We start from the raw sequence: 24467 nt of genomic DNA on the forward strand, positions 1-24467 counted from the left end.
ATGCGGGCGTCCCTCTCGTCCGGCCGGTCGGCGTCGCTGCTGCGGGGGCTGGAGTTCGTGGCCTACCCGGCCGCTGCCGGGGCCGCCTTCGCCCTGCTCTCGCTCGGCGTCGTGACCTGGCTGCCCGCGCTCGCCGCGCTGGGGAACGCGTTGCAGCGGTGGCGGGCGGAGGGCGACAGCCGCTGCTTCGTCAACGTACTCGCCGCCTTTCCCCGGTACTGGCGGGCGCTCTGGCCCCACTCCCTCGCGTCCACCGCGGCGGCACTCCTGCTGGCCGCCAACATCCTTCATCTCCTCGGACGTCCGCAGCCCTGGACGTTCGTGCTGCTCGCCGCGCAGGTGGGCATCGCCGCCGCGCTGACCGTCCACCACGTGGCGCTGGCGGCCGAGGCCGGCCGGTCCCCGGGCGGCACGGTCCGTGCCTGGTCGCGCGGCGCGCTGGCCCTCGGTTTCGGGTCGGCGGCCCGCGGCACCGCACTGCTCGGCGCGGTGGTCTCCGCCGCGCTGCTCTCCCTCGTCGTACCGCTGGGGCCCCTGCTCCTCGGCCCCAGCGTCCCCGTCCTGCTCGCCCTGTCGTTCGCAGATCCCAGGAGGCACACCCCATGAGCCGTGTACTACGCACCACTCTCGTCGCCGCCCTCGCCGTCGGCGCGCCGCTCGCCCTCCCGCCCGCTTCCGTCGCCGCCGGAGCGGCCGAACAAGCCACCGCGTACTACGTCTCGCCGACCGGCAGCGACTCCAACACCGGCACGTCGGCCGGCGCCCCGCTCGCCACGATCCAGAACGCCCTCGATCTCGCGCCGACGGGCTCGGTGGTGCACCTCGCCGCCGGCACGTACCGGCAGGACGTCGTGACCAAGCGCTCCGGAGTGACCGTCACCGGCCCCTCGAGCGCCGTGGTGAAGGGGGCGGGCGACGCCCGGATCATCCAGGTCCGGCACGACTCGACGACGCTCAGCGGATTCACCGTGGACGGGCTGCACGGATCGTCCACCGACGTGTCGGGCTACCGCCTCAAACTCATATATGTCATGAGCACAACACCCGGGAACGGTGTGGGCGGTCTGCGCATCACCGGGATGACGCTGAAGAACGCCGCCGACGAGTGCCTGCGGCTTCGCTACCTGGTGACCGGCGCCGACGTCTCCGGGAACACGATCACCGACTGCGGGGTGGCCGACTTCGGGTTCGGCGGCGGCGGCAAGAACGGCGAGGGCATCTACCTCGGCACCGCCCCCGAGCAGCAGGGGGCCAACGGCGCCCCGGACGCCGCCCCCGACGTCAGCAGGAACAACCGCATCCACCACAACACCATCGCCACCCGGGGCAACGAGTGCGTGGACGTGAAGGAGAACTCGACCAGCAACTACGTCGAGTACAACGACTGCAGCGCCCAGAAGGACCCCAGCTCCGGCGGCCTCGACGCGCGCGGCAGCGGCAACATCTTCCGCTACAACACCATCCACGACAACGTCGGCGCGGGCATCCGGCTCGGCGGCGACACCGCGACCGACGGCACCGACACCGGCGTCTACGGCAACACCATCACCGGCAACGCGGGCGGCGGCATCAAGTTCATGCGCACCCCGCAGGGCCCGGTCTGCTCCAACACGATGAGCGGCAACACCGGCGGCGACGCGGTCGGCACCTACGGCAGCGCGTACGACCCGACCGGGACGTGCCCCAAGTGACCGGGAGCGGACCCGCGAGACGCGGGGTGCTGACGGCCGCGGCCGGTCTGGCCGCGGTCGCCGCGACGGCACCGGGCGCCCACGCGGCCGACGCGGCGGGCGGCACCGCCGCCCGCCCGCGCTGGGCCACGTCATGGGCGACCGCGCAGACCGCGCCGACCGCCGCCGACACGGTGGCGAGCGCCGGGCTCACCGACGGCACGTTCACCGCACACGTACGGCTGTCCGCGGGCGGGGCGGTGCGCCTGCGCTACGGGCACGCCTTCGGCACGGCCCCGGTCCTGGTCGGTCCGGTGACGGCGGACGGCCTGCCGGTGACGTTCGGCGGGCGGCGGCAGGCGTGGCTCGCGGCGGGCGCCTCGCTGACCAGCGACCCGGTAGCCGGACTGCGGGTCGCCGAGCGGGCACGGCTGACGGTGGAGACCCGGCTCCCCGGCCCCACCGGCCCCCTGTCCTTCCACCGCAACACGCATGCCTCGCACTCCGTCGACGGTGAGCGCACCACCTCGGTGTTCCTGCTGACGGGCGTCGAGGTCACGGGGGCGCACGGTCCGGTGGTCGCGGTGCTCGGCGACTCCATCACGGAGGGCGTCGGCACCCCGGACGACGCCGATCTGCGCTGGCCCGACCGGTTGGCCGCACGCCTGCGCGGCGCGGCCGTCGCCAATCTCGGGATCAGCGGGAACCGGCTGTTGCTGGACGACGCCCGGTTCGGGCCGGGCGGGCAGGCCCGCTTCGACCGCGACGTGCTGTCGCTGCCGGGGCTGCGGACCGTCCTCGTCCACCTCGGCGTCAACGACCTCCAGCAGCCGCCGAGCCAGACCGACCCGGCGCTCCTCCTGGCCGGCTACCGGCAACTGGTGCTGCGCGCCCGCAACGCCGGACTGCGGGTGATCGGCGCGACCATCACCCCGTTCGAGGGCTGGACCCGCTGGACACCGGAGCTGGACGCGGTGCGCCGGCAGGTCAACGCCGCCGTGCGCACCGGCCATGTCTTCGACGCCGTCGCCGACTTCGACGCCGCACTGCGCGACCCCGGTCAGCCGTCGCGCCTGCTGCCCGCGTACGACAGCGGCGACGGACTCCACCCCGCCCCCGCCGGTCACGCCGCCCTGGCCGCGGCCGTCGACCGCCGACACCTTCTGTGAGGGCCGCACCATGAACCCATCGAGCACTCCGGGCACCACCCGGCGCACCGTCCTCGCCGGGGCCGCCGCCCTCGGCGCGGCCGTCGCCGTACCCCTCGCCCCTGTCGCCCCCGCCGCGCACGCGGCGACCACCGGCACCGTCGAGACCGCCGCCGGCCTGCGCACCCGCTGGCACACCCTGCTCACCGGCGGCCCCGGCCTCGACCTCACGGATTCGCGGATCGCCGCCGCCGTGGCCCGGATCGGCAAGGCCGCCACCACCGCCGCGAAGGGCCTCGACCCCACCCGTACCGACGGGCTGTTCCCCGATCTGACCAGCAGGACGCTCTCCAACCACGTCACGACGTCGTTCAAACGGCTCGCCACGGTCGCGACCGCGTGGGCCGTTCCCGGTACCCCGCAGCACGCGGACCCCGCGCTGCGCGATCTGCTGCTGGCCGGTGTCGACTGGATGCTGACGCACCGGTACGGGCCCGCGCACACCCGGTTCGACAACGACTGGGACTGGGAGATCGGCTCCGCGCTCGCCCTGGGCGATGCGACCGTGCTGCTGTACGACGCGCTCGGCGACGAACGGCTGGACCGCATCACCACCGCCGTGCGGCACTACACGCCCGATCCCAATCTGTGGCGGGCCGACCGGCAGATCGCGACGGGCGCCAACCGGGTGTGGATCTGCACCGTCGTCGCCGTCAACGCCGTGCTCCGCGACGACGGCGACGACCTGGCGCGGGTCCGTGACGCCCTCTCGGACGTCGAGGGCGCGGGTGCCAACAGCGTCCTCGCCTTCAACGACACCGGTACGAGCGCGGAGGGCGCCGGCGAGGGCTTCTACTCCGACGGCTCCTTCCTCCAGCACTACAAGCACCCCTACAACGGCGGCTACGGCAAGGAGCTGCTGAACAACCTGTCCCGGCTGCTGCACCTGCTGGCCGGCACGCAGTGGCGGGTGACCGACCCGGACCTCGACAACGTCCGCCGCTGGGTCGACGACGGGTTCGACCCACTGCTGGTCCGCGGCGACGTCATGGCGTCGGTGTGCGGACGCGAGATCGCCCGCCCCAGCAAACAGGGCCACGTGTCGGCGCAGACGGTCGTCGAGGCGGTGCTGCGGCTGATCCCGGGCTTCCCCGGCGAGACGGGCGACCGGTTCACCTCGCTCGTCAAGCAGTGGATCAGCGAGGACACCTACCGGGACTTCCTCGCCGTCACCGATCTCGCCTCGCTCGTCGCGGCCCGGGAGGTCCTCGCCTCCCCGGTGCCGGCGCGGGGACCGCTGGTCGCGCACAAGCAGCACCCCCGGATGGACAAGGCGGCCCACCACCGGCCGTCCTTCGCGCTGGGCGTCTCCGCCTACTCGTCCCGGATCTACAACTACGAGTCGATCCAGAACGAGAACCTGCACGCCTGGCACCTCTCCGACGGCATGGTCCTGCTGTACACCGACGACCTGGGGCACTACAGCGAGGACTACTGGCCGACCGTCGACCCGGCCCGGCTCCCGGGCACGACCGTCGTCGCGGGCCGCCAGGCCGACGCGGCGGGCCAGCGCACCACCAGCTCGGCCCACTGGGCGGGCGGCACCGCGCTGCCGGGGACCACGCTCGGCGCGTACGGCATGGAGCTGCGCGCGTACGGGAGTTCGCTGCGCGCGTTCAAGAGCTGGTTCTGCCTGGACGACGTGGTCGCGTGCGTCGGTTCCGGCATCAGTGCCGACGCGGGCGCGGTGGAGACGGTCGTGGAGAACCGCAAGCTCCGCGACCCGCGGGCCGCCCTGCTGGTCGACGGCACGGCCGCGCCCGCCGACCCCGGCTGGTCGGCCCGGCTGGACCGGGTGCGGTGGCTGCACGTCGCCGGGACCGGCGGCTACGTCTTCCCCGAGCCCGTCACCCTGCGCGGTCTGCGCGAGGAGCGCACCGCGACCTGGCGCGACATCAACCTCAAGTACGGCACGGACACCCCGGTGACCCGCCCGTACCTGACGCTGTGGCAGGACCACGGAACGGCTCCGGACGGGGCGGGCTACTTCTGGCTCCAGGCGCCGGCGGCCTCCGCCGAGCGCACGGAGCGGTGGTCGGCCGCGCCCCCGGTGGAGGCGGTCGCCCGCTCCGCCGCCGTCCACGCGGTCCGCCGCTGCGCGGACGGGCTGCTCGCCGCGAACTTCTGGGCCGCGGGGACCGCGCGCGAGCTGTCCTCGGACGGCCCGGCGTCGGTCCTGGTACGCCCCGAGGGGAAGACGGTGACGGTGTCGCTGTCCGACCCGACCCAGCTGCGGCCCTCGGTCCTGCTGGACCTGGCACGGCGCGGCCTGAGCGTGGTGTCCGCCGATCCGGGCGTGCGCGTCGCCCCCACCGGCAACGGCGTCCGGATCACCGCCGACACCGCCGGACTGCACGGCGCCACCCGAACCCTCACCCTGAAGTGGAGCTAGAGACTTGCTGTTCGACATGCCTCTCGACCGGCTGCGCGACTACCGGCCGGAGCCCGAGGAGCCGGCCGATTTCGATGCTTTCTGGGAGAAGACGCTCACGGAGACGGCCCGCCACCCGCTGGACGCGGAGTTCGTCCCGTACGACGCCGGATTCGCGACCGTCGACGTGTTCGACGTGACGTTCCGGGGCTGGGGCGGGCAGCCGGTGAAGGCGTGGCTGATGCTGCCGAGGGCGTGCTCGGGGCCGTTGCCCGCCGTGGTGCAGTACATCGGCTACAACGGCGGCCGGGGCATCCCGTACTCCTGGCTGGCCTGGAGCGCGCTGGGCCACGCGCATCTGGTGATGGACAACCGGGGCCAGGGCGGCGGCGGCAAGAACACCGCGGACACCCCGGACATCGCGCCGGACGGGCACGGTTCGTCCTCCCCCGGCTTCCTGACCCGGGGCATCGAGGACCCGCACCACCACTACTACCGGCGGCTGATCACGGACGCGGTGCGGGCGGTGGACGCGGCGAAGGCCCACGAGGCGGTGGACGCCTCCCGGGTGGCGGTGCTCGGGGGCAGCCAGGGCGGAGGGCTCGCCCTCGCCGTCGCAGGGCTGCGGGACGACGTCTCGGCGGCCGTCGCCGACGTGCCGTTCCTCTGCCACTACCGCCGGGCCTCGCAGATCACGGACGCCGGACCGTACGCGGAGATCGCGCGCTGGTTGTCCGGTCACCGCTTCCGGATCGACGAGGCGATGGAGACCCTGTCCTACTTCGACGGGGTCAACTTCGCGGCGCGGGCGACCGCACCGGCCTGGTTCTCGGTCGGGCTGATGGACCGGATCTGCCCGTCGTCCACGGTCTTCGCCGCGTACCACCGCTACGCGGGCCCGGCCGAGATCGAGGTGTTCCCGTACAACGGGCACGAGGGCGGCGCGGAGTACGACCTGCCGCGCAAGCGCGACGCGCTGCGGGGCGTGTTCGGACTCTAGTGCTGTGACCGGCGAGGTTTGCCCGGAAGGAGCGTCGTCCGGTGCCGTGCGATCGCAAGGCGGCCGGAAGCCCTCCTCTACACCGACCGAAAGGCCCTCGTGCCCCACCGTGATGCGCCCCTGACCGGGACCCGGCCGCCTGCGTCCGGCCCGCTGCGTGGTCGAGGACGGCTGAACCCTGCTCCGGTCCACCAGCGGGCGGCTCCGCGGACGGCAGCCACTGCCGCCTCGGCGTCCGCGACTCGGGCGCTGCGGCCCGGCGCAGGCGGGTGACCGTGCGGGCCGCGGCGAGCGCAACGCCTCGTATCGCAGCGTGCAGAGCTGCTTGGCCCGGGCGAGGTCGAGGAGGCCGGCCTGAGCGAGCTGCGAGCCCTCCACGACGCTGCGCACAGTGGAGGCGTTGGAGCGCAGGCCGGCGTAGAGGCCGGAGGTGGGGCGCCCGGCTGTTCTGCCGGAGTCATGTGACGACGTCCTTCGCGGCCTGGAGAGCCGCAGCCACGTCCCCGTGGACGACCTCGACGCCCGCTTTCCCGGGCGCCTGGATCTGGTGGCCGCCTGGGCGCCGGACGCGTGCACGCCCGCGTCGGGCCGCGGTGTGCGGCCCGACGCGGTCTGTGCGGTCGGGTGGGTTACGGGACCGGCGGGAACGGGACGAAGCTCAGGCCCGCCGTGACCGAGGACGGTGCGAAGCAGGCCGCTCCGGCGAACGACGCCGTGTAGCTGGGCGCCGTCACGATGACGCCGGGAACGGTGACGGTGGGCGGGGCGACGGTCGCCACGCCGTTGGCGTCGGTGACGGCCGTGCCGATCAGGATCGGCCCGCTCACCGCGTTGGCGGTGAAGGTCACCGTCATGCCGGGGATCGGTGCGTTGGTCGCGGCGTTCCTCAGCGTCGCGTTCATGGTCTGGATGACGAGGGTGCCGTTGGACCGCACCCGGACCTGCCGGGGCGCGGCCGTAAGAGCGGTGGCCGCGCTCGTCGTGTTGATGACCACGGAACCCGTCGACGCCGTGAAGCACGGCGCGCCGTTGTAGTGGGCGGTGATGGTGCCGGAAGACAGGCTGGTGGAGCTGAAGCAGGCCTGGCCGGCGGCGTTGAGCGCGACCGTCGCGTTCAGCCCGCCGGGACCGGTGAACGTCACCGTGCCGGTGGGCGTGCCCGAACCGGGCGCGTTGGTGGTGACCTTGGCACAGACCGTCACCGTCTGGCCGCAGTTCGACGGGTTCGGTGTCGCCGTGACCGTCGTGGTGGTCGCCGCCGGGTTGACCGTGACGGTGGCCGTGCCGGTGGAGGCGGTGAAGCACGGCGCGCCGTTGTAGACGGCGGTGATGGTGCCGGAGGACAGGCTGTTCGTGATGAGACAGGCCTGACCGGCGGCGTTGACGGCGACCGTCTGGTTGAGCCCGCCGGGACCCGTGAACGTCACCGTCCCCGTCGGCGTACCCGAACCGGGCGCGTTGGTGGTGACCTTGGCGCAGACCGTCACCGACTGACCGCACACCGACGGGTTCGGCACGAGCGCGACTGCGGTGGTGGTGGCGGCGGGGTTGACCGTGACGGCGACGGTGCCGGACGAGCCGGCGAAGCACGGGCCCTCACCGTTGTACGTGGCGGTGACCGTGCCGGTGGACAGGGAGGTCGAGGTGACGCAGGCCTGGCCGGCGGCGTTCAGCGGCACCGTCTGGTTGAGCCCGCCGGGACCCGTGAACGTCACCGTGCCGGTGGGCGTACCCGAACCGGGCGCGTTGGTGGTGACCTTGGCGCAGACCGTCACCGACTGACCGCAGACGGACGTGCCGGGGGTCGCCATGACGGTCGTCGTGGTCGCCGCCTCGTTCACGGTGACGGCGACGGAGCCGCTGGAGCCGCCGGCGCAGCTGCTGCCGTTGTACGTGGCGGTGACGGTGCCGGTGGCCAGCGAGGTGGTGGTGATGCAGGCCTGGCCGGCGGCGTTCAGGGCCACCGTCTGGTTGAGCCCGCCCGGACCGGTGAACGTCACCGTCCCGGTGGGGGTGCCCGAACCCGGTGGGGTGATGGTGACCGTCGCGCAGAGTGTGACCGCCTGGCCGCAGACGGACGGATTCGGCGTGGCCGTCACGGTCGTGGTGCTGGCGGCCGGATTGACCGTGAGGGAGGCGGCGCCGGTGGACGGAAGGAAGCAGCTGCTGCCGTTGTAGACGGCGGTGACCGTGCCGGTGATCAGCGAGGTGCTGGAGAAGCACGCCTGTCCGCCGGCGTTCAGCGGCACCGTCACGTTCAGCCCGCCGGGTGCGGTGAAGGTGACGGAGCCGGTCGGCGTGCCGGAGCCCGGCGCGTTGGCGGTGACGGTTGCACAGAGCATGACCGACTGGCCGCAGACGGACGGATTCGGCGTGGCCGTCACGGTCGTGGTGGTGGCGGCCGGATTCACGACGAGGGCGACGGAGCCCGAGGAGGCCGCGAAGCAGGGGCCCTCACCGTTGTACGTGGCGGTGATCGTGCCGGAGGTGAGGGACGTGCTGCTCAGGCAGGCCTGGCCGGCGGCGTCGAGCGGCACCGTCACGTTCAGACCGCCGGGTCCTGTGAAGGTGACGGTGCCCGTGGGCGTACCCGAACCCGGCGCGTTCGTCGTCACCGTCGCACACACCGTCACCGCCTGACCGCACACCGACGGATTCGGCGTCGCCGTCACCGTCGTGGTGGTCGCCGCCTCGTTCACCGTGGCGGTGGCCGTGCCGGTGGAGCCGGCGAAGCAGGGTGCGCCGTTGTACGTGGCGGTGATGGTGCCGGTGGCCAGCGACGTCGTGGTGAAGCACGCCTGCCCACTCGCGTTCAGCGGCACCGTCTGGTTGAGCCCGCCGGGACCCGTGAACGTCACCGTCCCCGTCGGCGTACCCGAACCGGGCGCGTTGGCGGTGACCTTCGCACACACCGTCACCGCCTGACCGCACACCGACGGATTCGGCGTGAGCGAGACCGCGGTGCTGGTCGAGGCCGGGTTGACCGTGACCGAGGCGGTGCCGCTCGACGTGGTGAAGCAGGCTGCGCCGTTGTACGTGGCGGTGATGGTGCCGGTGGCCAGCGACGTCGTGGTGAAGCACGCCTGACCACTCGCGTTCAGCGGCACCGTCTGGTTGAGCCCGCCCGGGCCGGTGAACGTCACCGTCCCCGTCGGCGTACCCGAACCCGGCAGATTCGTCGTCACCGTCGCGCACACCGTCACCGACTGACCGCACACCGACGGGTTCGGCGTGACGGAGACCGCGGTGCTGGTCGAGGCCGGGTCGACCGTGACCGTGACGGTGTCGCTGGACGCGGCGAAGCACGGGCCCTCGCCGTTGTAGCCGGCGGTGACGGTGCCCGAGGCCAGGGTGGTGGTGGTCAGGCAGGCCTTGCCGCTCGGGTCAAGGCTCACCGTCTGGTTGAGGCCGCCGGGGCCCGTGAACGTCACCGTGCCCGTGGGCGTCCCCGAACCGGGCGCGTTGGTGGTCACCGTCGCGCACAGCGTCACCGTCTGCCCGCACACCGACGGGTCGGGGGTCGCGGTGACCACCGTGGTCGTCAACGCCTCGTTCACCGTCACGTCGACCGTGCCGGTGGAGGGCGCGGCGCAGTCGTCGCCGTTGTAGGTGGCCGTGACGGTGCCGGAGAGCGCGGCGGGGGCGGTGAAGCAGGCCTCGCCGGTGGCGTTCAGCGGCACCGTCTGGTTCAGTCCGCCCGGGCCGGTGAACGTCACCGTCCCCGTCGGCGTCCCCGAACCCGGCGGGTCGATGGTGACGGTCGCGCAGAATGTGACCGTCTGGCCGCACACCGCCGGGTCCGGGGTCGCGGTCACGGTCGTGGTGGTCGCCGCCTGATTGACCGTGACGTCGACGGTGCCGGTGGACGGGTTGGCGCAGGAGCTGCCGTTGTAGGTGGCCGTGATCGTGCCGGTCTCCAGCGAGGTGGTGGTCAGGCAGGCCCCGCCCGTGGCGTCCAGGGTGACCGTCTGGTTCAGCCCGCCGGGACCGGTGAAGGTGACGGTGCCGGTCGGGGTGCCCGAGCCGGGCGGGTCGACGGTGACGCTCGCGCACACCGTCACCAGCTCACCGCAGACCGAGGGGTCGGGCACTGCCGTCACCGTGGTGGTGGTGTCGGCGGGGCCGACCGTGACGGCGACGGTGCCGGACGAGCCGGCGAAGCAGGGACCCTCGCCGTTGTACGTGGCGGCGACGGTGCCGGTGGCCGCCGAGGTCGTCGTGAGGCAGGCCTGGCCGACGGCGTTCAGAGCCACCGTCTGGTTCAGCCCGCCGGGACCGGTGAAGGTGACGGTGCCGGTCGGGGTGCCCGAACCGGGCGGGTCGGTCGTCACCGTGGCGCACAGGGTCACCGTCTGGCCGCAGACGGACGGGTTCGGGGTGGCGGTGACCACCGTGGTCGTCGACGCCTCGTTCACCGTCACGTCTGCCGTGCCGGTGGACGGGTTGAAGCACGCCGCGCCGTTGTAGACGGCCGTGACCGTCCCGGTGGTCAGCGTGGTGGTGGTCACGCAGGCCTGTCCGGTGGGGCCCAGCACGGCGGTCTGACTGAAGCCGCCCGGGGCCGTGAACGTCACCGTGCCCGTCGGAATGCCGGAACCGGGGGCGTCGGTGGTGACCGTCGCGCAGAACGTCACCGACTGGCCGCACACCGACGGGTCCGGGGTGACGGCGATGGTGGTCGTGGTGTCTGCCGGGTTGACTGTCACGTCCGTGCTGCCGGTCGAACTCAGTGCGCAGCTGTCGCCGTTGTAGGTGGCCGTGATCGTGCCGGTGGCGAGCGCGCTGGTCGTGATGCACGCCTCGCCGGTGGCATCCAGGGTGACCGTCTGGTTCAGCCCGCCGGGACCGGTGAAGGTCACCGTCCCCGTCGGCGTACCCGAACCGGGCGGGTCGACGGTGACCGTCGCACAGACCGTCACCGGCTCGCCGCAGACCGACGGATCGGGGATGGCGGTGACCAAGGTGGTGGTCGCGGCCTGGCCGACCGTGACCGCGACCGCTTCGGCGGAGCCCGCGAAACAGGGGCCCTCACCGTTGTAGACGGCGGAGACCTCTCCGGTGACCAGTGTGGTGGTGGTGACACAGGCCTGACCGCCGGCGTCGAGGGGGACGGTCTGGTTGAGACCGCCGTCGGCCGTGAAGGTCACCGTGCCCGTCGGTGTGCCCGAACCCGGTGGCTGGGTGGTGACCGTCGCGCAGATGGTGACGCTCTGTCCGCACACGGACGGGTCGGGAGTGACCGTGACGTCGATGTCCGTCAGTGCCTCGTCCACCGTCACGTCGACCGTGCCGGTGGACGGCGAGGCACAGGAGTCGCCGTCGTAGGCGGCGGTCACCGTGCCGGTGGTCAGCGAGCCGGTCGTCACGCAGGCCTGGCCGGCGGGGTCCAGCACGGCGGTCTGGCTGAAGCCGCCGGGCCCGGTGAAGGTCACCGTGCCCGTGGGGACGCCGGCGCCGGGCGGCTCGATGGTGACCGTCGCGCAAAGGGTGACCGGCTGGCCACAGACCGACGGGTCGGGGCCGGCCGTCACCACCGTCGTCGTGTCCGCCTGGTCGACCGTGACGTCGACGGTGTCCGTGGAGCTCGCGGCGCAGTCGTCGCCGGTATAGGTGACCGTGACGGTGCCGGTGCTCAGCGCCGCCGTCGTCACGCAGGCGTTGCCGCTGCCGTCGAGCACGGCGGTCTGGTTCAGCCCGCCGGGGCCGGTGAAGGTGACGGTGCCGGTCGGGGTGCCCGTGCCGGGCGGGTCGATGGTGACGGTCGCGCAGAGGGTGACGGTCTCGCCGCAGACCGAGGGGTTCGGGCCGGCCGTCGCGACGGTGGTGGTGTCCGCGGCGTTGACGACCTGGTTCACGAGGCCGGACGACGACGGGTCGAAGGTGCTGTCACCGCCGTAGGCGGCGATCGCCTGGTGGGTGCCGACGCTCAGGTCGTCGATGGTGACCTGGGCCTGACCGGCGGCGTCCAGGGTGGCGACGAGCGTGGGCCCGTCGTCGCTGATGATGACGCTGACGGTGCCGGTCGGAGTGGTGGTCTCCGGCGGGACCGGGGAGACCTGGACGGTGAAGGTGACCGACTGTCCGCAGACCGAGGGATTGGGAGACGATGTCAGGGTGGTGATGGAACTGGCCAAGGTGCAGCCTCCTTTGGGAGTGTACGGGGCCAGAGCGACCCGACGCCCTTTCGGGTGACAGCGGAAATGGCACACCGGAATGAAAGGAGCTGTGTCGGCGCGTTACTCGCCGGCCGCACATGCGGGCGCCGGGGATTCACTCTCCGGCGCCTCCCAGTAGGCGCCCTGGGCCCGTTCATCCGCCATACGGGTGCACGCAACGGCACCTGTACGGCGGAGCGCCCAGGGGGGCCGGGGGCGTAATTCAGATATTCTCCGGTACCCACCGGCGCGGGAACGCCCATAGGCCGTCCGTCCCGCTCACGGAAAGGGCGCCGGTGGTACGGCGACTACTGGTTGACCACGATGACGGTGCCGCCGCCGCGCCGCCGCGCGGCCTCGGCCTCCTGGCGGGTGGGGTAGTCGCGCATGACTCCGTTCGGCAGGACCAGCCGGTAGATGGTCGCTCGTCCGCGAGCACGTGCACCGCAGTTGCATCCCATGGGAACTCCTCCTCCGTACTCCGTCGCACTTGCCTCAGTCGAGCCAGGTGGATGCCAGGCCCGCCAGGTAGGACAGCGTCAGGACCATGGCGACCGCCCGGAAGACGGTGGTGTCGCCGGCCAGGAAGGCGAGCGGCACGACCGATGCGGCGGCCCAGATCCCCGTACACCAACCGCAGGTGACCAGATAAGCGGGACCGGATTCGTCCCCGAAGCGCTCGGCCACCCACGTACGCAACCCGGCAGCCAGTACATCCTTGGTTATGAATCTGGTAATACGACAAATTGCACCGAGGGTCAAAAGAAACACCACCGGGTCCATGCAATTCATCGTAAGACGAGCCATATTCATGCGATAGGCCCTTGCGCAAGCATTTCTGGCGAAGTGTTCGTGATGAAAAACCGCCGGGGCTCACTCAAAGCGCCGGTCGGCACGCCTCGCAGGCCGCCCTCCAATGGGTGCCGGATCCGCTCGGGCCTCGCGCGGCCCCTCTCGTACGACTGCATGCCCGGCGAACCCTGCCCCAACCGACAGCGCACCGCCGAGCTTCCGCGCAAAGGTCCCACGATCGGGCATCTGACCTGCTACGCAACCAAGATCAATCTCACCGATACCGGCTGCTCCGTTGGTCCCCACGCCCGTGTACGCGGGTCACCGGCCCAGCGCCGCCATGGCGGCGTTGTGGCCGGGCACCCCGCTGACCCCGCCGCCGCGCACCGCGCCCGCCCCGCACAGCAGTACGTTGGCGTGCCGCGTCTCCACGCCCCAGCGGCCGGTGGACCCGGTGGCGTACGGGAACGCGAGGTCGCGGTGGAAGATGTGACCGCCCGGCAGTCCCAGCTCCCGCTCCAGGTCGAGCGGTGTCTTCGCCTCGATGCACGGCTCGCCGTTCGCGTCGACGGCCAGGCAGTCCTCGATCGGCTCCTCCAGGTGCGCGTCGAGCCGGCCGAGCGCGGCGGCCAGCAGTCGGGCGCGCGTCGCGGCGTTGTCGTCGGCGAACAGCCGGGCGGGGGCGTGCAGGCCGAAGAGGGTGAGGGTGTGGTGGCCGCTCTCGGCGAGGCCGGGGCCGAGGATCGACGGGTCGGTCAGCGAGTGGCAGTAGATCTCGGACGGCGGGGCGGCCGGGATCCGGCCCGCCGCCGCCTCCCGGTAGGCGTCGGCCAGCTGCCCGTATCCCTCGGCGATGTGGAACGTCCCGGCGAACGCCTCCCGCGGGTCGACGGAACGGTCGCGCAGCCGGGGCAGCCGGGTGAGGAGCATGTTCACCTTCAGCTGCGCGCCTTCGGCCGGGGCGGGCGGTTCCTCGCCGAGCAGTGCGGCGAGCGCCTGCGGGGAGGCGTTCACCAGCACCCGGCGGGCCGCGACGACGTGCTCCGTCTCCGGTGAGCGGACGGTGACCTCGGCGTGTGTCCCGTCGGTCACGATCCTGGTCGCCTCGTGCCGGACGCGGATCTCGGCCCCGGCCGCGCGGGCCGCCCGGGCCAGGGCGTCGGTGAGGGCGCCCATGCCGCCGACCGGCACGTCCCAGTCGCCGGTGCCGCCGCCGATGACGTGGTAGAGGAAGCAGCGGTTCTGACGCAGCGACGGGTCGTGCGCGTCGGCGAAGGTACCGATCAGGGCGTCGGTCAGCGCGACTCCGCGGACGAGGTCGTCGTCGAGGTACCGCTCGACGGCGACGCCGATGGGCTCCTCGAAGAGTGCCCGCCAGGCGTCCTCGTCGCCGATCCGTCCACGCAACCCGTCGCGGGTGGGCAGGGGTTCGGTGAGGGTCGGGAAGACCCGTCCGGCGACGTGCCGCGTCATGCCGTAGAAGCGGCGCCACGCCTCGTACGCATGCTCCGAGCCGGTCAGCGCGGCGAAGGACTCGCGGGTGGCGCGGTCCTCGCCGACGAGCAGACCGGTGGCCCGGCCGCCGCGCACGGTCGGGGTGTACGAGGAGACGGTCCGCCTGCGCACGGCGAAGTCCAGGCCGAGGTCGCGGACGATCTTCCGGGGCAGCAGGGACACCAGGTAGGAGTAGCGCGACAGACGGGCGTCGACCCCCTCGAAGGGGCGGGTGGAGACGGCCGCTCCGCCGGTGGCGGCGAGGCGTTCCAGGACCAGGACGGACTGTCCGGCACGGGCGAGGTAGGCGGCGGCGACCAGACCGTTGTGGCCGCCGCCCACGATCACCGCGTCATAGCGGTCGGGTGCGGGCATGGTCCTTCGTAGCACGGGGCGCTCACGCCGGGCCAGAGGTGGTGGGGCCGCCGTCGCCGGGCGGTGCGGGGGGTCCGTGGCGCAGTTCCGCGACGCGCCGGTACAGCTCGACCGCCTCCGTTCCCCGGCCGACCTGCTCCAGGCAGTGCGCCTCGTCGTTGCGCGCGGCGAGGGTGTCGGGGTGGCCCGCGCCGAGGACGCGCTCGCGCGTCTCGGCGACCTGGTGGTAGAGCGTGAGCGCGTCGGTCCAGCGGCCCGTCCAGCCGAGGCCGACGGCGACCTCGCGGCGGCTGACCAGGGTGTCGGGGTGGTCGGGGCCCAGGACGCGTTCGCGGATGGCGCAGACGTCGCGGGCCTCGGCGAGCGCCTCCTCCCAGCGGGCGAGGCGCCCCAGGCTGACGCCGAGGCCGTGGCGGGCGCGCAGTGTCTCGGGGTGGGTGGGGCCGCTCGTCCGGGTGCGGTCGCCGATGAGGGCGCGGTACAGCTCCAGGGCTTCCGCGCTGTGTCCCAGGCGGCCGAGGGCGATACCGGTCTCGTAGCGGGCGGCGAGGGTGTCGGCGTGGTCGGGGCCCAGGGAGCGGGTCCGGCCGCGGACGACGTCCCGGTAGGTCCGCAGGGCTTCCGTCCACCGTCCCAGCCGGCCGAGCGCGTAGGCCACTTCGTAGAGCGTGACCAGGGTGTCGGGGTGTTCGGCGCCGAGCACCCGGGCGCGGGCGGCCGCCACCTCGCGGGCCATCCGGCAGGATTCCTCCGGACGGCCGAGCCTGCCGAGGTTGAAGGCGAGGTTGTGGCGACAGCGCAGGGTGTCCGGATGGTCGGGGCCCATGGCCCGTTCCCGGGAGGCGAGGACCGTGACGTACAGCCGGTGGGCCTCGGCGTGCCGTCCGAGCCCGCCCAGCACGTACGCCATTTCCTGACGGGCGGCGAGCGTGTCGGGGTGGTCGGGGCCCAGGACGCGTTCGCGGCCCCGGGCCACCCCGCCGAACTCCCGCAGCGCGTCCTCGGACCGGCCCGTGCGCGCGAGGGTGAAACCGATCTCGTATCTGCTGGACAGGGTGTCCGGATGGTCGGGGCCGAGGGCCCGCTCGCGTTCGGCGGCGACCGCGCGATGCGCCGCCTCGGCTTCCGCCCAGTGGCCGAGCCGGCCCAGGTTGAGGCCCGCGCTGTGGCGGCCGGCGAGGACGGAGAGGAGTTCCGGCGACGGGGCAGGCCGCTCCGTCCGGGCGGATGGCGGTCGCCCGGCGAGGTGCCACGGGCCGGTGCCGGTGATCCGTTCCGCGGCGGGGGGCCATGGGCCGGAACCGGCGCCCATGGCCGCATCCCCGGCCGCCGGAAGCCACCGGCCGCCGGTGGTCCAGTCGTCGGTGAGGCCCGCGCCGTGGTCGGGCGGGGCGGTCCGCGCGGCGCCGCCCAGGGCCTTGTGTCCGGTGGTCATGCCGCGGGCCCAGACGGGCAGTTCCCGCCCGGGACGCTCGACGGGTGCGAGCGGCACGGACGGGAGGTGCGCCGTGAACGTTACGTGTCCGGTGGGCCCGGGCCGGGGCTGTTCGCCGCTGCGCCCCACGGCGATCCGCCGACGCAGGTCGCTCGCGTCGGCGGGCCGCCCCTCCGGTTCCTTGGCCAGCAGGTCCAGGACGGCGCGGTCGAAGAATCCGGGGAGCTCGGCCCGGCGGGCGCGCAGGGGCTCGGGCTCGGTGTCGCGGTGGCCGACGAGGACGGCCCAGGTGTCGTCGAGGTCGAACGGCGGCGCCCCGGTGGCGATCTCGTACAGGACGCAGCCCAGTGAGTAGAGGTCGCTGCGGTGGTCGACCTGGCCGCCGCCGATCTGTTCCGGCGACATGTAGTGCGGGGTGCCCATGGCGATGCCGGTACCGGTGAGGCGGGAGGTGAAGCCGATGTCGCGGCCCAGTCTGGCGATGCCGAAGTCGCAGATCTTCACCGTGCCGTCGGCCAGGCGCATGATGTTCGCGGGCTTCAGGTCGCGGTGCACGATGCCCTGCCGGTGGGTGTAGCCGAGGGCGTCCGCGACCTGCTCGGCGATGTCGACGACGTCGGACACCGGGAGCGGGCGCTGTCCGTTGGCCTCCAGGAGCTGGCTGAGGTTGCGGCCGTCGAGGAGCTCCATCACCAGGAAGAGGACGCCGTCGTCCTCGCCGAAGTCATGGACGACGGTGACGCCGCGGTGCTGGAGCGAGGCGGCCACATGGGCCTCGCGGCGGAAGCGCTCGCGCAGGACACGGGTGAACGACTGGTCGTGCTGGGGCCCCATGGGCTTGAGGCATTTGACGGCCACCTGACGGCCCAGCGACTCGTCCCGGGCACGCCACACCTCGCCCATGCCCCCGCGCCCGATCAGATCGAGCAGTCGGTACCGGCTCTGGACCAGCCTGGTGTCCGCCATGTCGTGCTGTCGCCCCCGTCGCTGTGCCCACTGCCCTCCCCGGCCCGTCCAGTATGGCGGGCCCGCCGCGCGATCCGTACGCGGTGGGGCGGCCGGTGGGCCCGTCCGGGCCGCAGTGTGCCGACGGCTTCCGCGGGGCGGCCGGGAGTCGCCCCGGGGCGACGGTGTCGTCCGGCGTGGGCCGCGGCGCGGGGGCGGGTGGTTCAGCGCTGTTCGCGCAGCACGGTGAGGCGGCGTCGGTACTCGTCCTCGTCGATCTCCCCGCCGGCGAACCGTTCGGCGAGCAGGTCCTCGGCCCGTCGGCCGCCCCAGCCGCCCTCGCCGGGGGGCGGGCCGGGCCTCCGACCGCGCCCGCCGCCGAGGTAGTGGGCGAGGGCGACGATCCCGGCGATGAGCAACGACCAGAACACCACCATGATCACGGCCATGAGGAGCCAGCCGCCGCCCCAGCCGCCGTCGTACCACATCATGCCGATCACCTTCTGTCGGACGGTCGCCCGTCCCTGTTCCCAGTGTGGCGCGGCGCGCCGTCGGCCGGGGAGAGGAGGCACGGGCCCTGCCGCGGGCCGGACGGCCCGCGCGCGCTCCTCGCGTCAGTCGTGGGGGACGACGGCCACGGGGCAGCGCGCGTGGTGGATGGCGGCCTGGGCCACGGGTCCCAGGTGCGGCGCCAGCGGGCGGTGGTGCCTGTGCCTGCCGACGACCAGCAGATCGGCGCCCTCGGCGGCCCGTACCACGGCTTTGGCGGGGCTGGCGAGCACGGCGCTGTCGACGACCTCCACCGTCGGGAACCTGTCGCGCCAGGGGCGCAGGGACTGGCCGAGGAGCTTGCGCGCGTCCCGGGCGAGCGCGTCCGTCACGTCATGGTCCACGCCCCAGGGCACGTACGCGTCCACCGGCAGGCTCCGGCCGTGCACGGCCCGCAGGGGAAGCCCGCGGGCGGCGGCGCACTCGAAGGCGAATTCGAGCAGGTCGTCGCAGGGGCCGTGCGGGTCGACCGCCACGACCACGCCGCTCATCCCGACCCGCCGGGGTCCCGGCCCGTCCTCGTCCGTGCCCGCCCGCACCAGGACCGCCGGCCGCTCGGCGCGGGACACGACGGGCAGGCTGATGTCGCCGAGGAAGTAGCTCTCGACGGGCGCCAGCCCCCGTGAGCCGAGCACGACCATCTCGGACTCCGATGCCGCGCGCAGCAACGCGGTCTCGGCGTCGTCGGCGACCAGGCTGCCGACGACGGAGAGGCCCGGGTGGTGGGCCTGGAGCTCCGCCTTGGTGTTGTGCACGATCCGCCGCGCCCAGTAGTTCTGGTCCATCTCGGCCGGCACGCGGGTCGGTTCCGGCACCAGCAGGGGCCACGCGTGCAGCAGGCGCAGGGTGAGCCTGCGCCGCTCGGCCTCGTCCGCGGCCCAGCGGGCGGCGGCCAGGCTCTCCGGTGATCCGTCGAGGCCGACGGTGACGACTGGCTCCATGACGACTTGCCTCCGTCTCGCGAGAAGCGGGGGTACGACGGTGTGCGTGCCGCACTCCCCGCACCGCTGTCGCCGCCGTGCCTCGGTACGGGCCGAGCCCGCAAGGCGGCGACTCCCGGGAGCGTCCGCGGGGAGGAGGCCGACGCGGGTCCGCTCCTTCGAGGAGTACCGCAGATGCGCCGGTGGCGCACACGGAGCCCGTCGAGGGACCCGTCGGGCGGGGGGAAGGCGGTCTCACCTCCCGCCGGGGGTGCCGCGGGCCCCGTCGTCGGTCCGGTGGGTCAGGTGCGCGGTCACGGACACGACGCCGTCGACGCCCCGGCACAGCCGCTCGATGACGGGGACCAGGCTCTCGAACTCCACGGTCCCGGTGAGGACCACCTGCCCCTGCCGGACCTCGGTGGTCACCGCGGCGGGGTCGAGTCCCATCGTCGCCCGCAGCACGTCCCGGTCGATCTCCTCGCGGATGGCCTCGTCGCGGCGCAGGAAGACCCGGAGCAGGTCCCTGCGGCTGATGATGCCCAGCAGCTTGTCCGCCTCGTCTACGACGGGGAGCCGCTTCACGTCCTGCACCTCCATCAGACGGGCCGCCTCGACCACGGTCCACTCCGGACGCGCGCACACCGCGGGGGCCGACATCAGTTCCTCCGCCCGGGCTCCCTCCGCCTTGGCCCGCTCCCACGCCTCGACGTGCGGGATCGGCGTCAGGCCGGACGGGTCCGGCCGGTCGGAGCACTTGCGCAGCAGATCGGCCTCGGACACCACGCCCATGGGCCGGCCCAGTTCGTCCACCACGGGTACCGCGGTGACGTCGTTGTCCGCCAGCAACTGGACGATCTCCTTGAACGGCAGGTCGCGCCGCGCCCGGACGACGTCCCGGGTCATGAAGTCTGCGACCGTTCGGTGCTCCATGTCATTCCCCTTCGGGATGCGACGGCCGGCGGTCCGGAAGCGGTCGTCCACGGCCGGAAGTGGTCATGTGTCGAGCGGATCAGGAATCCCGGCTCGCGGGGTTGGGCCGACCGGGCCACACCTCGGGTCCGGTGGGCCCGGGAGCGGCCCGCCCGGCCGCACGGCCCGGTGCGTGCCGCGGGGGTGGCGGCACGCCGTGCGTCCGTCGGCGCCCGCCCCTCACCGGCCGGCCTTCGGACACACGGTCCCGCGCACGCGGGGCGCCGCGCGCCCGTCGGGCGGCCGGCCCTGCGATGGCTCCGGCTGGCCCGCAAGGTGAAGGGGGCCGATAGTGGAGGAAAGCGGGCGAAACCGGCACGGTGCGGCGGTCCGGGAGGACGGCGCGGCGGGAGGAGGGTGCCGTCGATGTCGAAGGCCACGAGCACCGACCTCTACGAGGTCACCATGGCCCAGTCCTATCTGCGCGAGGGCATGACGGGGCCCGCCACGTTCAGTCTGTTCGTCCGCGAACTGCCGCCGGACCGGGGGTTCCTGGTCTGCGCCGGCCTGGAACCGGTGCTCGCCTGTCTCGCCGACTACCGGGTGGACGCGGAGGACGTGGCCGTGTTCGCCTCCGTGACGGGACAGCGGCGCGAGGACCTGGCACCGCTGCTCGGGCTGGAGTTCGAGGGCGAGGTCCGGGCGGTGCCCGAGGGGCGCGTCGTACTGGCCGGTGAGCCGCTGCTGGAGATCACCGCCCCTCTTCCGCAGGCCCAGCTCGTGGAGACGTACGTGCTCAACCAGGTGAGCCACCAGACCGCCGTGGCCTCCAAGTGCGCACGGTGCGTGCTGGCCGCCGACGGGCGCCCGGTCGTGGACTTCTCCCTGCGCCGCACGCACGGCATCGAGGCCGGGCACCAGGCCGCCCGGCTGGGGGCCATGGTCGGTTTCGCCGGGACCAGCAACGTGGCGGCCGCGCATGCCGAGGGCCTGACCGCGGTCGGCACGATGGCCCACTCGTACGTGGAGGCGTTCGGCACCGAGGAGGACGCGTTCCGGGCCTTCGCCCGGTCCCGCCCCGGCCCGGTGACCCTGCTCGTGGACACGTACGACACCGTGGCGGGCGTCGAGACGGCGGCGAGGGTGCTGCGCGAGCTGGGACTCGGCCCGGGGTGCGCCGTCCGCCTCGACAGCGGGGACCTCGGGGACCTGGCCGTGCGGGCCAGGGCCGTGCTCGACGCCGCCGGGCTCCGGGAGACCCGGATCGTGGCGAGCGGTGGTCTCGACGAGTTCGCGGTGGACGAGCTGGTCCGCGCGGGGGCGCCCGTCGACACGTTCGCGGTCGGCACCCGGGTCGGCGTCAGCGCGGACGCGCCGTACCTGGACTCCGCGTACAAGCTCGTCGAGTACGACGGCCGCCCGGTGATGAAGCTGTCGTCGGCCAAGGTGACGGCCCCGGGCCGCAAACAGGTGTTCCGGCGGCCGGGCCGGGCGGATCTCGTCGCTCTCGTCGACGAGCCGCCGCCGCCCGGCGCGGACCCGCTGCTGGAGGCGGTCATGCGGGAGGGACGCCGCACCTCGCCCCGCGCGGGGTCGGCCGAGGCCCGGAAGCGGTTCACCGCCGATCTCGCAACGCTGCCGCCCCGGGCCCGTGCCGTACGGGCACCCGTCGCGCCGAGGGCGGAGCTCTCCGAGCGCCTGGTCTCGCTCACGGCGGAGGTCCGCCGGTGCATCGAGGCGCGTCTCGCGGGGGACGGCCGCCGGTCCGTCCCGCCCGGTGGCGCGGACCGGCGCGGGGAGCCGCCCGGCGCGTCCCGATCCGTGCGGCAAGGCCGTCCGGCCGGACGGGGCCGGACGGAACCGCGACAGGGGCCGGTCGGCCCATGTCCCTGAACCGATCGCCCGGCGATGCTGACCCCGGACCCACCCACAGGAGGCTGTCGATGAGCACTTCTCCGACCCGTGTCACCGCCCTGCCCGCCCAGTACCGCACCCGGTTGCTGCGCGTGGGCCGGGAGGTCAACTTCGACCAGGGCGTCCGTCTCTTCGACGAGGGGGACTTCGCGGACCGCTTCTGGATCCTGCGCTCGGGCGCCGTCACCCTGGACTTCCGTGTCCCGGGCGGCCGTCCGGCCTCGATCGAGAATCTGGGACCCGGTGAACTGGTGGGCTGGTCCTGGCTCTTCGAGCCCTACCTGTGGCACCTCGGAGCGGAAACGATGACTCCGGTCCGTACCCACGAGTTCGAGGCCGCGACCATACGGATGATGATGGACGCGGACCCCGCCTTCGGTTCCGCCGTCGGCCACTGGGTCGGACAGGTTCTCGCCCACCGGCTGCAGGCCGCGCGGATCCGTCTGCTCGACCTCTACGCCCCGCACGGCGGCGGTTCCCTCTGAGGAGCCGTGGGGCGCGCCCCGTGCCGGTCGCACGGTCCTCCGGTCCCCGGGACCCGCGCCCCGCCCGTCGTACCACTGTCCGGAACCACGCCCCAGGAGCACCTCATGGCCGCGTCCCGGTACACCGTCAGCGATGTGATGACCCATACGGCCGTGGCCGTCGGCCGTGATGCCTCGTACAAGGAGATCGTCGAGCTGATGCACGCGTGGAAGGTCAGCGCGGTGCCGGTGCTCGAGGGCGAGGGCCGTGTCGTCGGCGTCGTCTCCGAGGCGGACCTGCTGCCCAAGGAGGAGTTCCGCGAGGACGGTCCGGCGCCGCCCCGCGGGGTCGAGGAGGCGTCCAAGGCCGATGCGGTGCTGGCCGAGGAGCTGATGTCGAGCCCGGCGGTCACGGTCCACGCCGACGCCACGCTCGCCGAGGCCGCCCGGATCATGGCGCGCAGGCAGGTCAAGCGTCTGCCCGTCGTGAACCGCCTCGGCATGCTGGAGGGCGTCGTGAGCCGCAGCGACCTGCTGAAGGTGTTCCTGCGGCCCGACGAGGAGCTGGACGAGGAGATCCGGTCCGCCGTGTTCGCCGGGCTGCCCGTCCCGGACCGTGTGGAGTTCGACGTGCTGGACGGGGTCGTGACCCTTCGGGGGCCCTTCCCGAACCGTGCCCTGCTGCCGCTGCTGGTCCGGGCCGTCCGTGCCGTCGAGGGCGTCGTGGACGTGCGCGTGGAATCCGCCTGAACGCCGAGCCCCCGGGCCCCGATGCGTGCCGGGTCCCGTGCACCGGGTCGCCGTCGGCCCGAGGCCCCACCCCGCGACCGCCGGGTGTCCGGGTCTCCCGGCGGTCGTCCCACGCGTGTGGGCCGCGGGGCTCCCGGAACGCGGTCCGCACGCACCGGCCCCCCGCCTCCGCCGGCACCTCCTCGGGATCGGCGAGCACCCGGCCGTCCAGCACCGCCTCCGGAGCCCCCTTCAGGCACACCAGCAGATGGCCGGACGGCGTCCGGTGCACGGCGGCACGGACACCGCCGAGCGGGCCGCCACGGCGCGGTCGGCCACGGGTCGCCGGTGGGCTGCGCCCGTCCGCCGGTGTCCGGTACCCGTCACGACTCGTCCCGCTGGCCGGCCCGGCGCCGCGGAATGAGCTGTACGGGGCAGTGCGCGTGGTGCACCAGGCTGTGCGTGGCGCGGCCGAGCGTGGGGCCGATGTACCCGGGCGACCGCCGCCCGCCCATCACCAGCAGGTCCGCGTGGCGCGACGCCTCCACCAGCGCCGCGGCCACGGACAGGCTCTTCTCGGCGTCCGCCCGCACGGACAGTCCCGGGAACTCCTCGCGGATCCGGTCGGTCAGCGGGGCCAGATGGCGGGCGCGTTCGCCGACGACACTGCCGACGCCGTCGAGCATGGGCGCGGCGGCCCCGGCGGACTCGAACACGTTCCATACGTGGAGCAGGCGCAGCGTCGCCCCGCGGATCTCCGCCTCGCACGCCGCGTACCGGAGGCACTCGGTGTCGCTCTCGTCGCGGACGGCGGCGAGGACGACACCGCTCGCCGTCCCGTCGTCCTCGCCCCTGACCACGACGACAGGTGTCGTGGCCGCTGCGACGGTCCTCAGCCCGACGGATCCGAGCATGAGGTACGCGAACCCGCCCAGCCCCCGGCTGCCGACCACCACGGTGCCGCGGAGCCCCGCGGTCCGTTGCAGACTGGGCACGGGCGCGCTGCGGCTGAACTCCGCGGTGACGCGCAGGCCGGGGAACCGTTCCGCGACGACGGCCGCCGTGTCCCGCAGCAGTTCGTAGCCCGCGCTGCGCACCCCCTCGATGCTGTCCGCCGAGAGGTAGAGACTCCGGGTGTCGGTGTCCGCGCCGTGGACGATGTGGAGCAGGGTGCCCCGGCGTGCCGCCTCGTCCGCCGCCCAGAGCACCGCGCGGCGGGCCGGCTCGGAGCCGTCGACGCCGACCACGACGGAGCCCAGTTCGGGGCGGCCGTTGCTGCCTTCCATGGTTTCCTCCTGACCGAGTGGCGTCGGTGGGTCGGCTCCCACGCCGGGCACTTCCGGGCGCCGCGCACGCAGGGCCGCTCAGGACCGGCAGGGGCCGGTCATCCCTTTCCGTCCCATCCTGCCCCGTCGGCGCGCCCGAACCGGGCCGACCGGCCCCTGCCACGCCCCGTTCGGCCCTCCTCCCCCGGGTGCGGCCCGGCGGATCGTGGGCCGTGGAAGACCTGCGGCGTTTCGTCCGTGCGGGTCTC

General features: G+C 73.6%; 17 protein-coding genes and 1 pseudogene. 9 read left to right on the plus strand and 9 right to left on the minus strand.

Annotated elements, in window-relative coordinates:
- The 6 genes and pseudogenes from AB0E67_RS22915 to AB0E67_RS22940 form a co-directional block, all read left to right on the plus strand.
- Positions 1 to 606 carry a hypothetical protein gene (locus tag AB0E67_RS22915; RefSeq protein ID WP_362029819.1) on the plus strand — a complete coding sequence of 202 codons (606 nt, stop codon included), beginning with the start codon at positions 1 to 3 and terminating at the stop codon, positions 604 to 606.
- The gene (locus AB0E67_RS22920; RefSeq protein ID WP_362029821.1) at positions 603 to 1691 is read left to right on the plus strand and encodes a right-handed parallel beta-helix repeat-containing protein; all 1089 of its coding nucleotides are present in this window, start codon (positions 603 to 605) and stop codon (positions 1689 to 1691) included. The genes AB0E67_RS22915 and AB0E67_RS22920 overlap by 4 nt, the downstream gene beginning before the upstream one ends.
- A complete protein-coding gene (locus tag AB0E67_RS22925) occupies positions 1688 to 2839 on the plus strand; it encodes an SGNH/GDSL hydrolase family protein (RefSeq protein ID WP_362029823.1) in 1152 nt (383 codons plus the stop codon). The genes AB0E67_RS22920 and AB0E67_RS22925 overlap by 4 nt, the downstream gene beginning before the upstream one ends.
- Before the next feature lie 10 nt (positions 2840 to 2849).
- Positions 2850 to 5270 carry a polysaccharide lyase 8 family protein gene (locus AB0E67_RS22930; RefSeq protein WP_362029826.1) on the plus strand — a complete coding sequence of 807 codons (2421 nt, stop codon included), beginning with the start codon at positions 2850 to 2852 and terminating at the stop codon, positions 5268 to 5270.
- A gap of 4 nt (positions 5271 to 5274) precedes the next feature.
- Positions 5275 to 6249 carry an alpha/beta fold hydrolase gene (locus AB0E67_RS22935; RefSeq protein WP_362029829.1) on the plus strand — a complete coding sequence of 325 codons (975 nt, stop codon included), beginning with the start codon at positions 5275 to 5277 and terminating at the stop codon, positions 6247 to 6249.
- A gap of 478 nt (positions 6250 to 6727) precedes the next feature.
- Positions 6728 to 6808: pseudogene (locus AB0E67_RS22940) on the plus strand (ArsR family transcriptional regulator); the annotation flags it as partial.
- A gap of 70 nt (positions 6809 to 6878) precedes the next feature.
- On the opposite strand, the gene AB0E67_RS22945 reads toward AB0E67_RS22940, so the two are convergent.
- The 8 genes from AB0E67_RS22945 to AB0E67_RS22980 all read right to left on the minus strand — a co-directional run bounded on the left by AB0E67_RS22945 (position 6879) and on the right by AB0E67_RS22980 (position 19847).
- Complete coding sequence (locus AB0E67_RS22945; RefSeq protein WP_362029831.1) at positions 6879 to 12383, minus strand: Ig-like domain repeat protein; 5505 nt, start codon at positions 12381 to 12383, stop codon at positions 6879 to 6881.
- A gap of 329 nt (positions 12384 to 12712) precedes the next feature.
- Complete coding sequence (locus AB0E67_RS22950) at positions 12713 to 12865, minus strand: hypothetical protein (RefSeq protein ID WP_199813941.1); 153 nt, start codon at positions 12863 to 12865, stop codon at positions 12713 to 12715.
- Between the two features lie 34 nt (positions 12866 to 12899).
- Complete coding sequence (locus tag AB0E67_RS22955) at positions 12900 to 13187, minus strand: DUF1360 domain-containing protein (RefSeq protein ID WP_362029834.1); 288 nt, start codon at positions 13185 to 13187, stop codon at positions 12900 to 12902.
- A gap of 330 nt (positions 13188 to 13517) precedes the next feature.
- The gene (locus AB0E67_RS22960) at positions 13518 to 15065 is read right to left on the minus strand and encodes an NAD(P)/FAD-dependent oxidoreductase (RefSeq protein ID WP_362029837.1); all 1548 of its coding nucleotides are present in this window, start codon (positions 15063 to 15065) and stop codon (positions 13518 to 13520) included.
- 22 nt (positions 15066 to 15087) lie between these two features.
- Positions 15088 to 17466 carry a serine/threonine-protein kinase gene (locus AB0E67_RS22965; RefSeq protein WP_362029840.1) on the minus strand — a complete coding sequence of 793 codons (2379 nt, stop codon included), beginning with the start codon at positions 17464 to 17466 and terminating at the stop codon, positions 15088 to 15090.
- Positions 17467 to 17669: 203 nt separating this feature from the next.
- Positions 17670 to 17936, minus strand: coding sequence for a hypothetical protein (locus AB0E67_RS22970; RefSeq protein WP_362029843.1), 267 nt, complete (start codon positions 17934 to 17936; stop codon positions 17670 to 17672).
- A gap of 123 nt (positions 17937 to 18059) precedes the next feature.
- Positions 18060 to 18935: a universal stress protein gene (locus AB0E67_RS22975; protein ID WP_362029845.1), complete on the minus strand. Its 876-nt coding sequence runs from the start codon at positions 18933 to 18935 to the stop codon at positions 18060 to 18062.
- Between the two features lie 234 nt (positions 18936 to 19169).
- Entirely contained in the window at positions 19170 to 19847 is a 678-nt protein-coding gene (locus AB0E67_RS22980; RefSeq protein ID WP_362029848.1) for a CBS domain-containing protein, read from the minus strand.
- A gap of 405 nt (positions 19848 to 20252) precedes the next feature.
- On the opposite strand from AB0E67_RS22980, the gene AB0E67_RS22985 reads away from it, so the two are divergent.
- The 3 genes from AB0E67_RS22985 to AB0E67_RS22995 all read left to right on the plus strand — a co-directional run bounded on the left by AB0E67_RS22985 (position 20253) and on the right by AB0E67_RS22995 (position 22954).
- Positions 20253 to 21719 (plus strand): nicotinate phosphoribosyltransferase, encoded by a 1467-nt coding sequence (locus tag AB0E67_RS22985; protein ID WP_362029851.1) that lies wholly within the window; start codon positions 20253 to 20255, stop codon positions 21717 to 21719.
- A gap of 50 nt (positions 21720 to 21769) precedes the next feature.
- On the plus strand, positions 21770 to 22225 hold the full coding sequence (locus AB0E67_RS22990) for a cyclic nucleotide-binding domain-containing protein (protein ID WP_362029854.1): 456 nt from the start codon (positions 21770 to 21772) through the stop codon (positions 22223 to 22225).
- Positions 22226 to 22330: 105 nt separating this feature from the next.
- Entirely contained in the window at positions 22331 to 22954 is a 624-nt protein-coding gene (locus AB0E67_RS22995) for a CBS domain-containing protein (protein WP_362029857.1), read from the plus strand.
- A 362-nt stretch (positions 22955 to 23316) separates the two neighbouring features.
- Here the strand turns inward: AB0E67_RS22995 and AB0E67_RS23000 are convergent, their stop codons facing one another.
- Positions 23317 to 24219: a universal stress protein gene (locus tag AB0E67_RS23000; RefSeq protein ID WP_362029859.1), complete on the minus strand. Its 903-nt coding sequence runs from the start codon at positions 24217 to 24219 to the stop codon at positions 23317 to 23319.
- Between the last annotated feature and the right edge of the window lie 248 nt (positions 24220 to 24467).

The sequence above is a fragment of the Streptomyces sp. NPDC032161 genome, from assembly GCF_040636995.1.
GTDB lineage: Bacteria > Actinomycetota > Actinomycetes > Streptomycetales > Streptomycetaceae > Streptomyces.

Excerpts from the sequence above, each read along its gene's own strand:
- AB0E67_RS22950 (WP_199813941.1), bottom strand. The coding sequence starts at position 12,865 with ATGGGATGCAACTGCGGTGCACGTGCTCGCGGACGAGCGACCATCTAC.
- AB0E67_RS22965 (WP_362029840.1), bottom strand. The coding sequence starts at position 17,466 with ATGGCGGACACCAGGCTGGTCCAGAGCCGGTACCGACTGCTCGATCTG.
- AB0E67_RS22915 (WP_362029819.1), top strand. The coding sequence starts at position 1 with ATGCGGGCGTCCCTCTCGTCCGGCCGGTCGGCGTCGCTGCTGCGGGGG.
- AB0E67_RS22990 (WP_362029854.1), top strand. The coding sequence starts at position 21,770 with ATGAGCACTTCTCCGACCCGTGTCACCGCCCTGCCCGCCCAGTACCGC.
- AB0E67_RS22970 (WP_362029843.1), bottom strand. The coding sequence starts at position 17,936 with ATGATGTGGTACGACGGCGGCTGGGGCGGCGGCTGGCTCCTCATGGCC.
- AB0E67_RS22995 (WP_362029857.1), top strand. The coding sequence starts at position 22,331 with ATGGCCGCGTCCCGGTACACCGTCAGCGATGTGATGACCCATACGGCC.
- AB0E67_RS22960 (WP_362029837.1), bottom strand. The coding sequence starts at position 15,065 with ATGCCCGCACCCGACCGCTATGACGCGGTGATCGTGGGCGGCGGCCAC.
- AB0E67_RS22980 (WP_362029848.1), bottom strand. The coding sequence starts at position 19,847 with ATGGAGCACCGAACGGTCGCAGACTTCATGACCCGGGACGTCGTCCGG.
- AB0E67_RS22920 (WP_362029821.1), top strand. The coding sequence starts at position 603 with ATGAGCCGTGTACTACGCACCACTCTCGTCGCCGCCCTCGCCGTCGGC.
- AB0E67_RS22985 (WP_362029851.1), top strand. The coding sequence starts at position 20,253 with ATGTCGAAGGCCACGAGCACCGACCTCTACGAGGTCACCATGGCCCAG.
- AB0E67_RS23000 (WP_362029859.1), bottom strand. The coding sequence starts at position 24,219 with ATGGAAGGCAGCAACGGCCGCCCCGAACTGGGCTCCGTCGTGGTCGGC.
- AB0E67_RS22955 (WP_362029834.1), bottom strand. The coding sequence starts at position 13,187 with ATGGACCCGGTGGTGTTTCTTTTGACCCTCGGTGCAATTTGTCGTATT.
- AB0E67_RS22930 (WP_362029826.1), top strand. The coding sequence starts at position 2,850 with ATGAACCCATCGAGCACTCCGGGCACCACCCGGCGCACCGTCCTCGCC.
- AB0E67_RS22975 (WP_362029845.1), bottom strand. The coding sequence starts at position 18,935 with ATGGAGCCAGTCGTCACCGTCGGCCTCGACGGATCACCGGAGAGCCTG.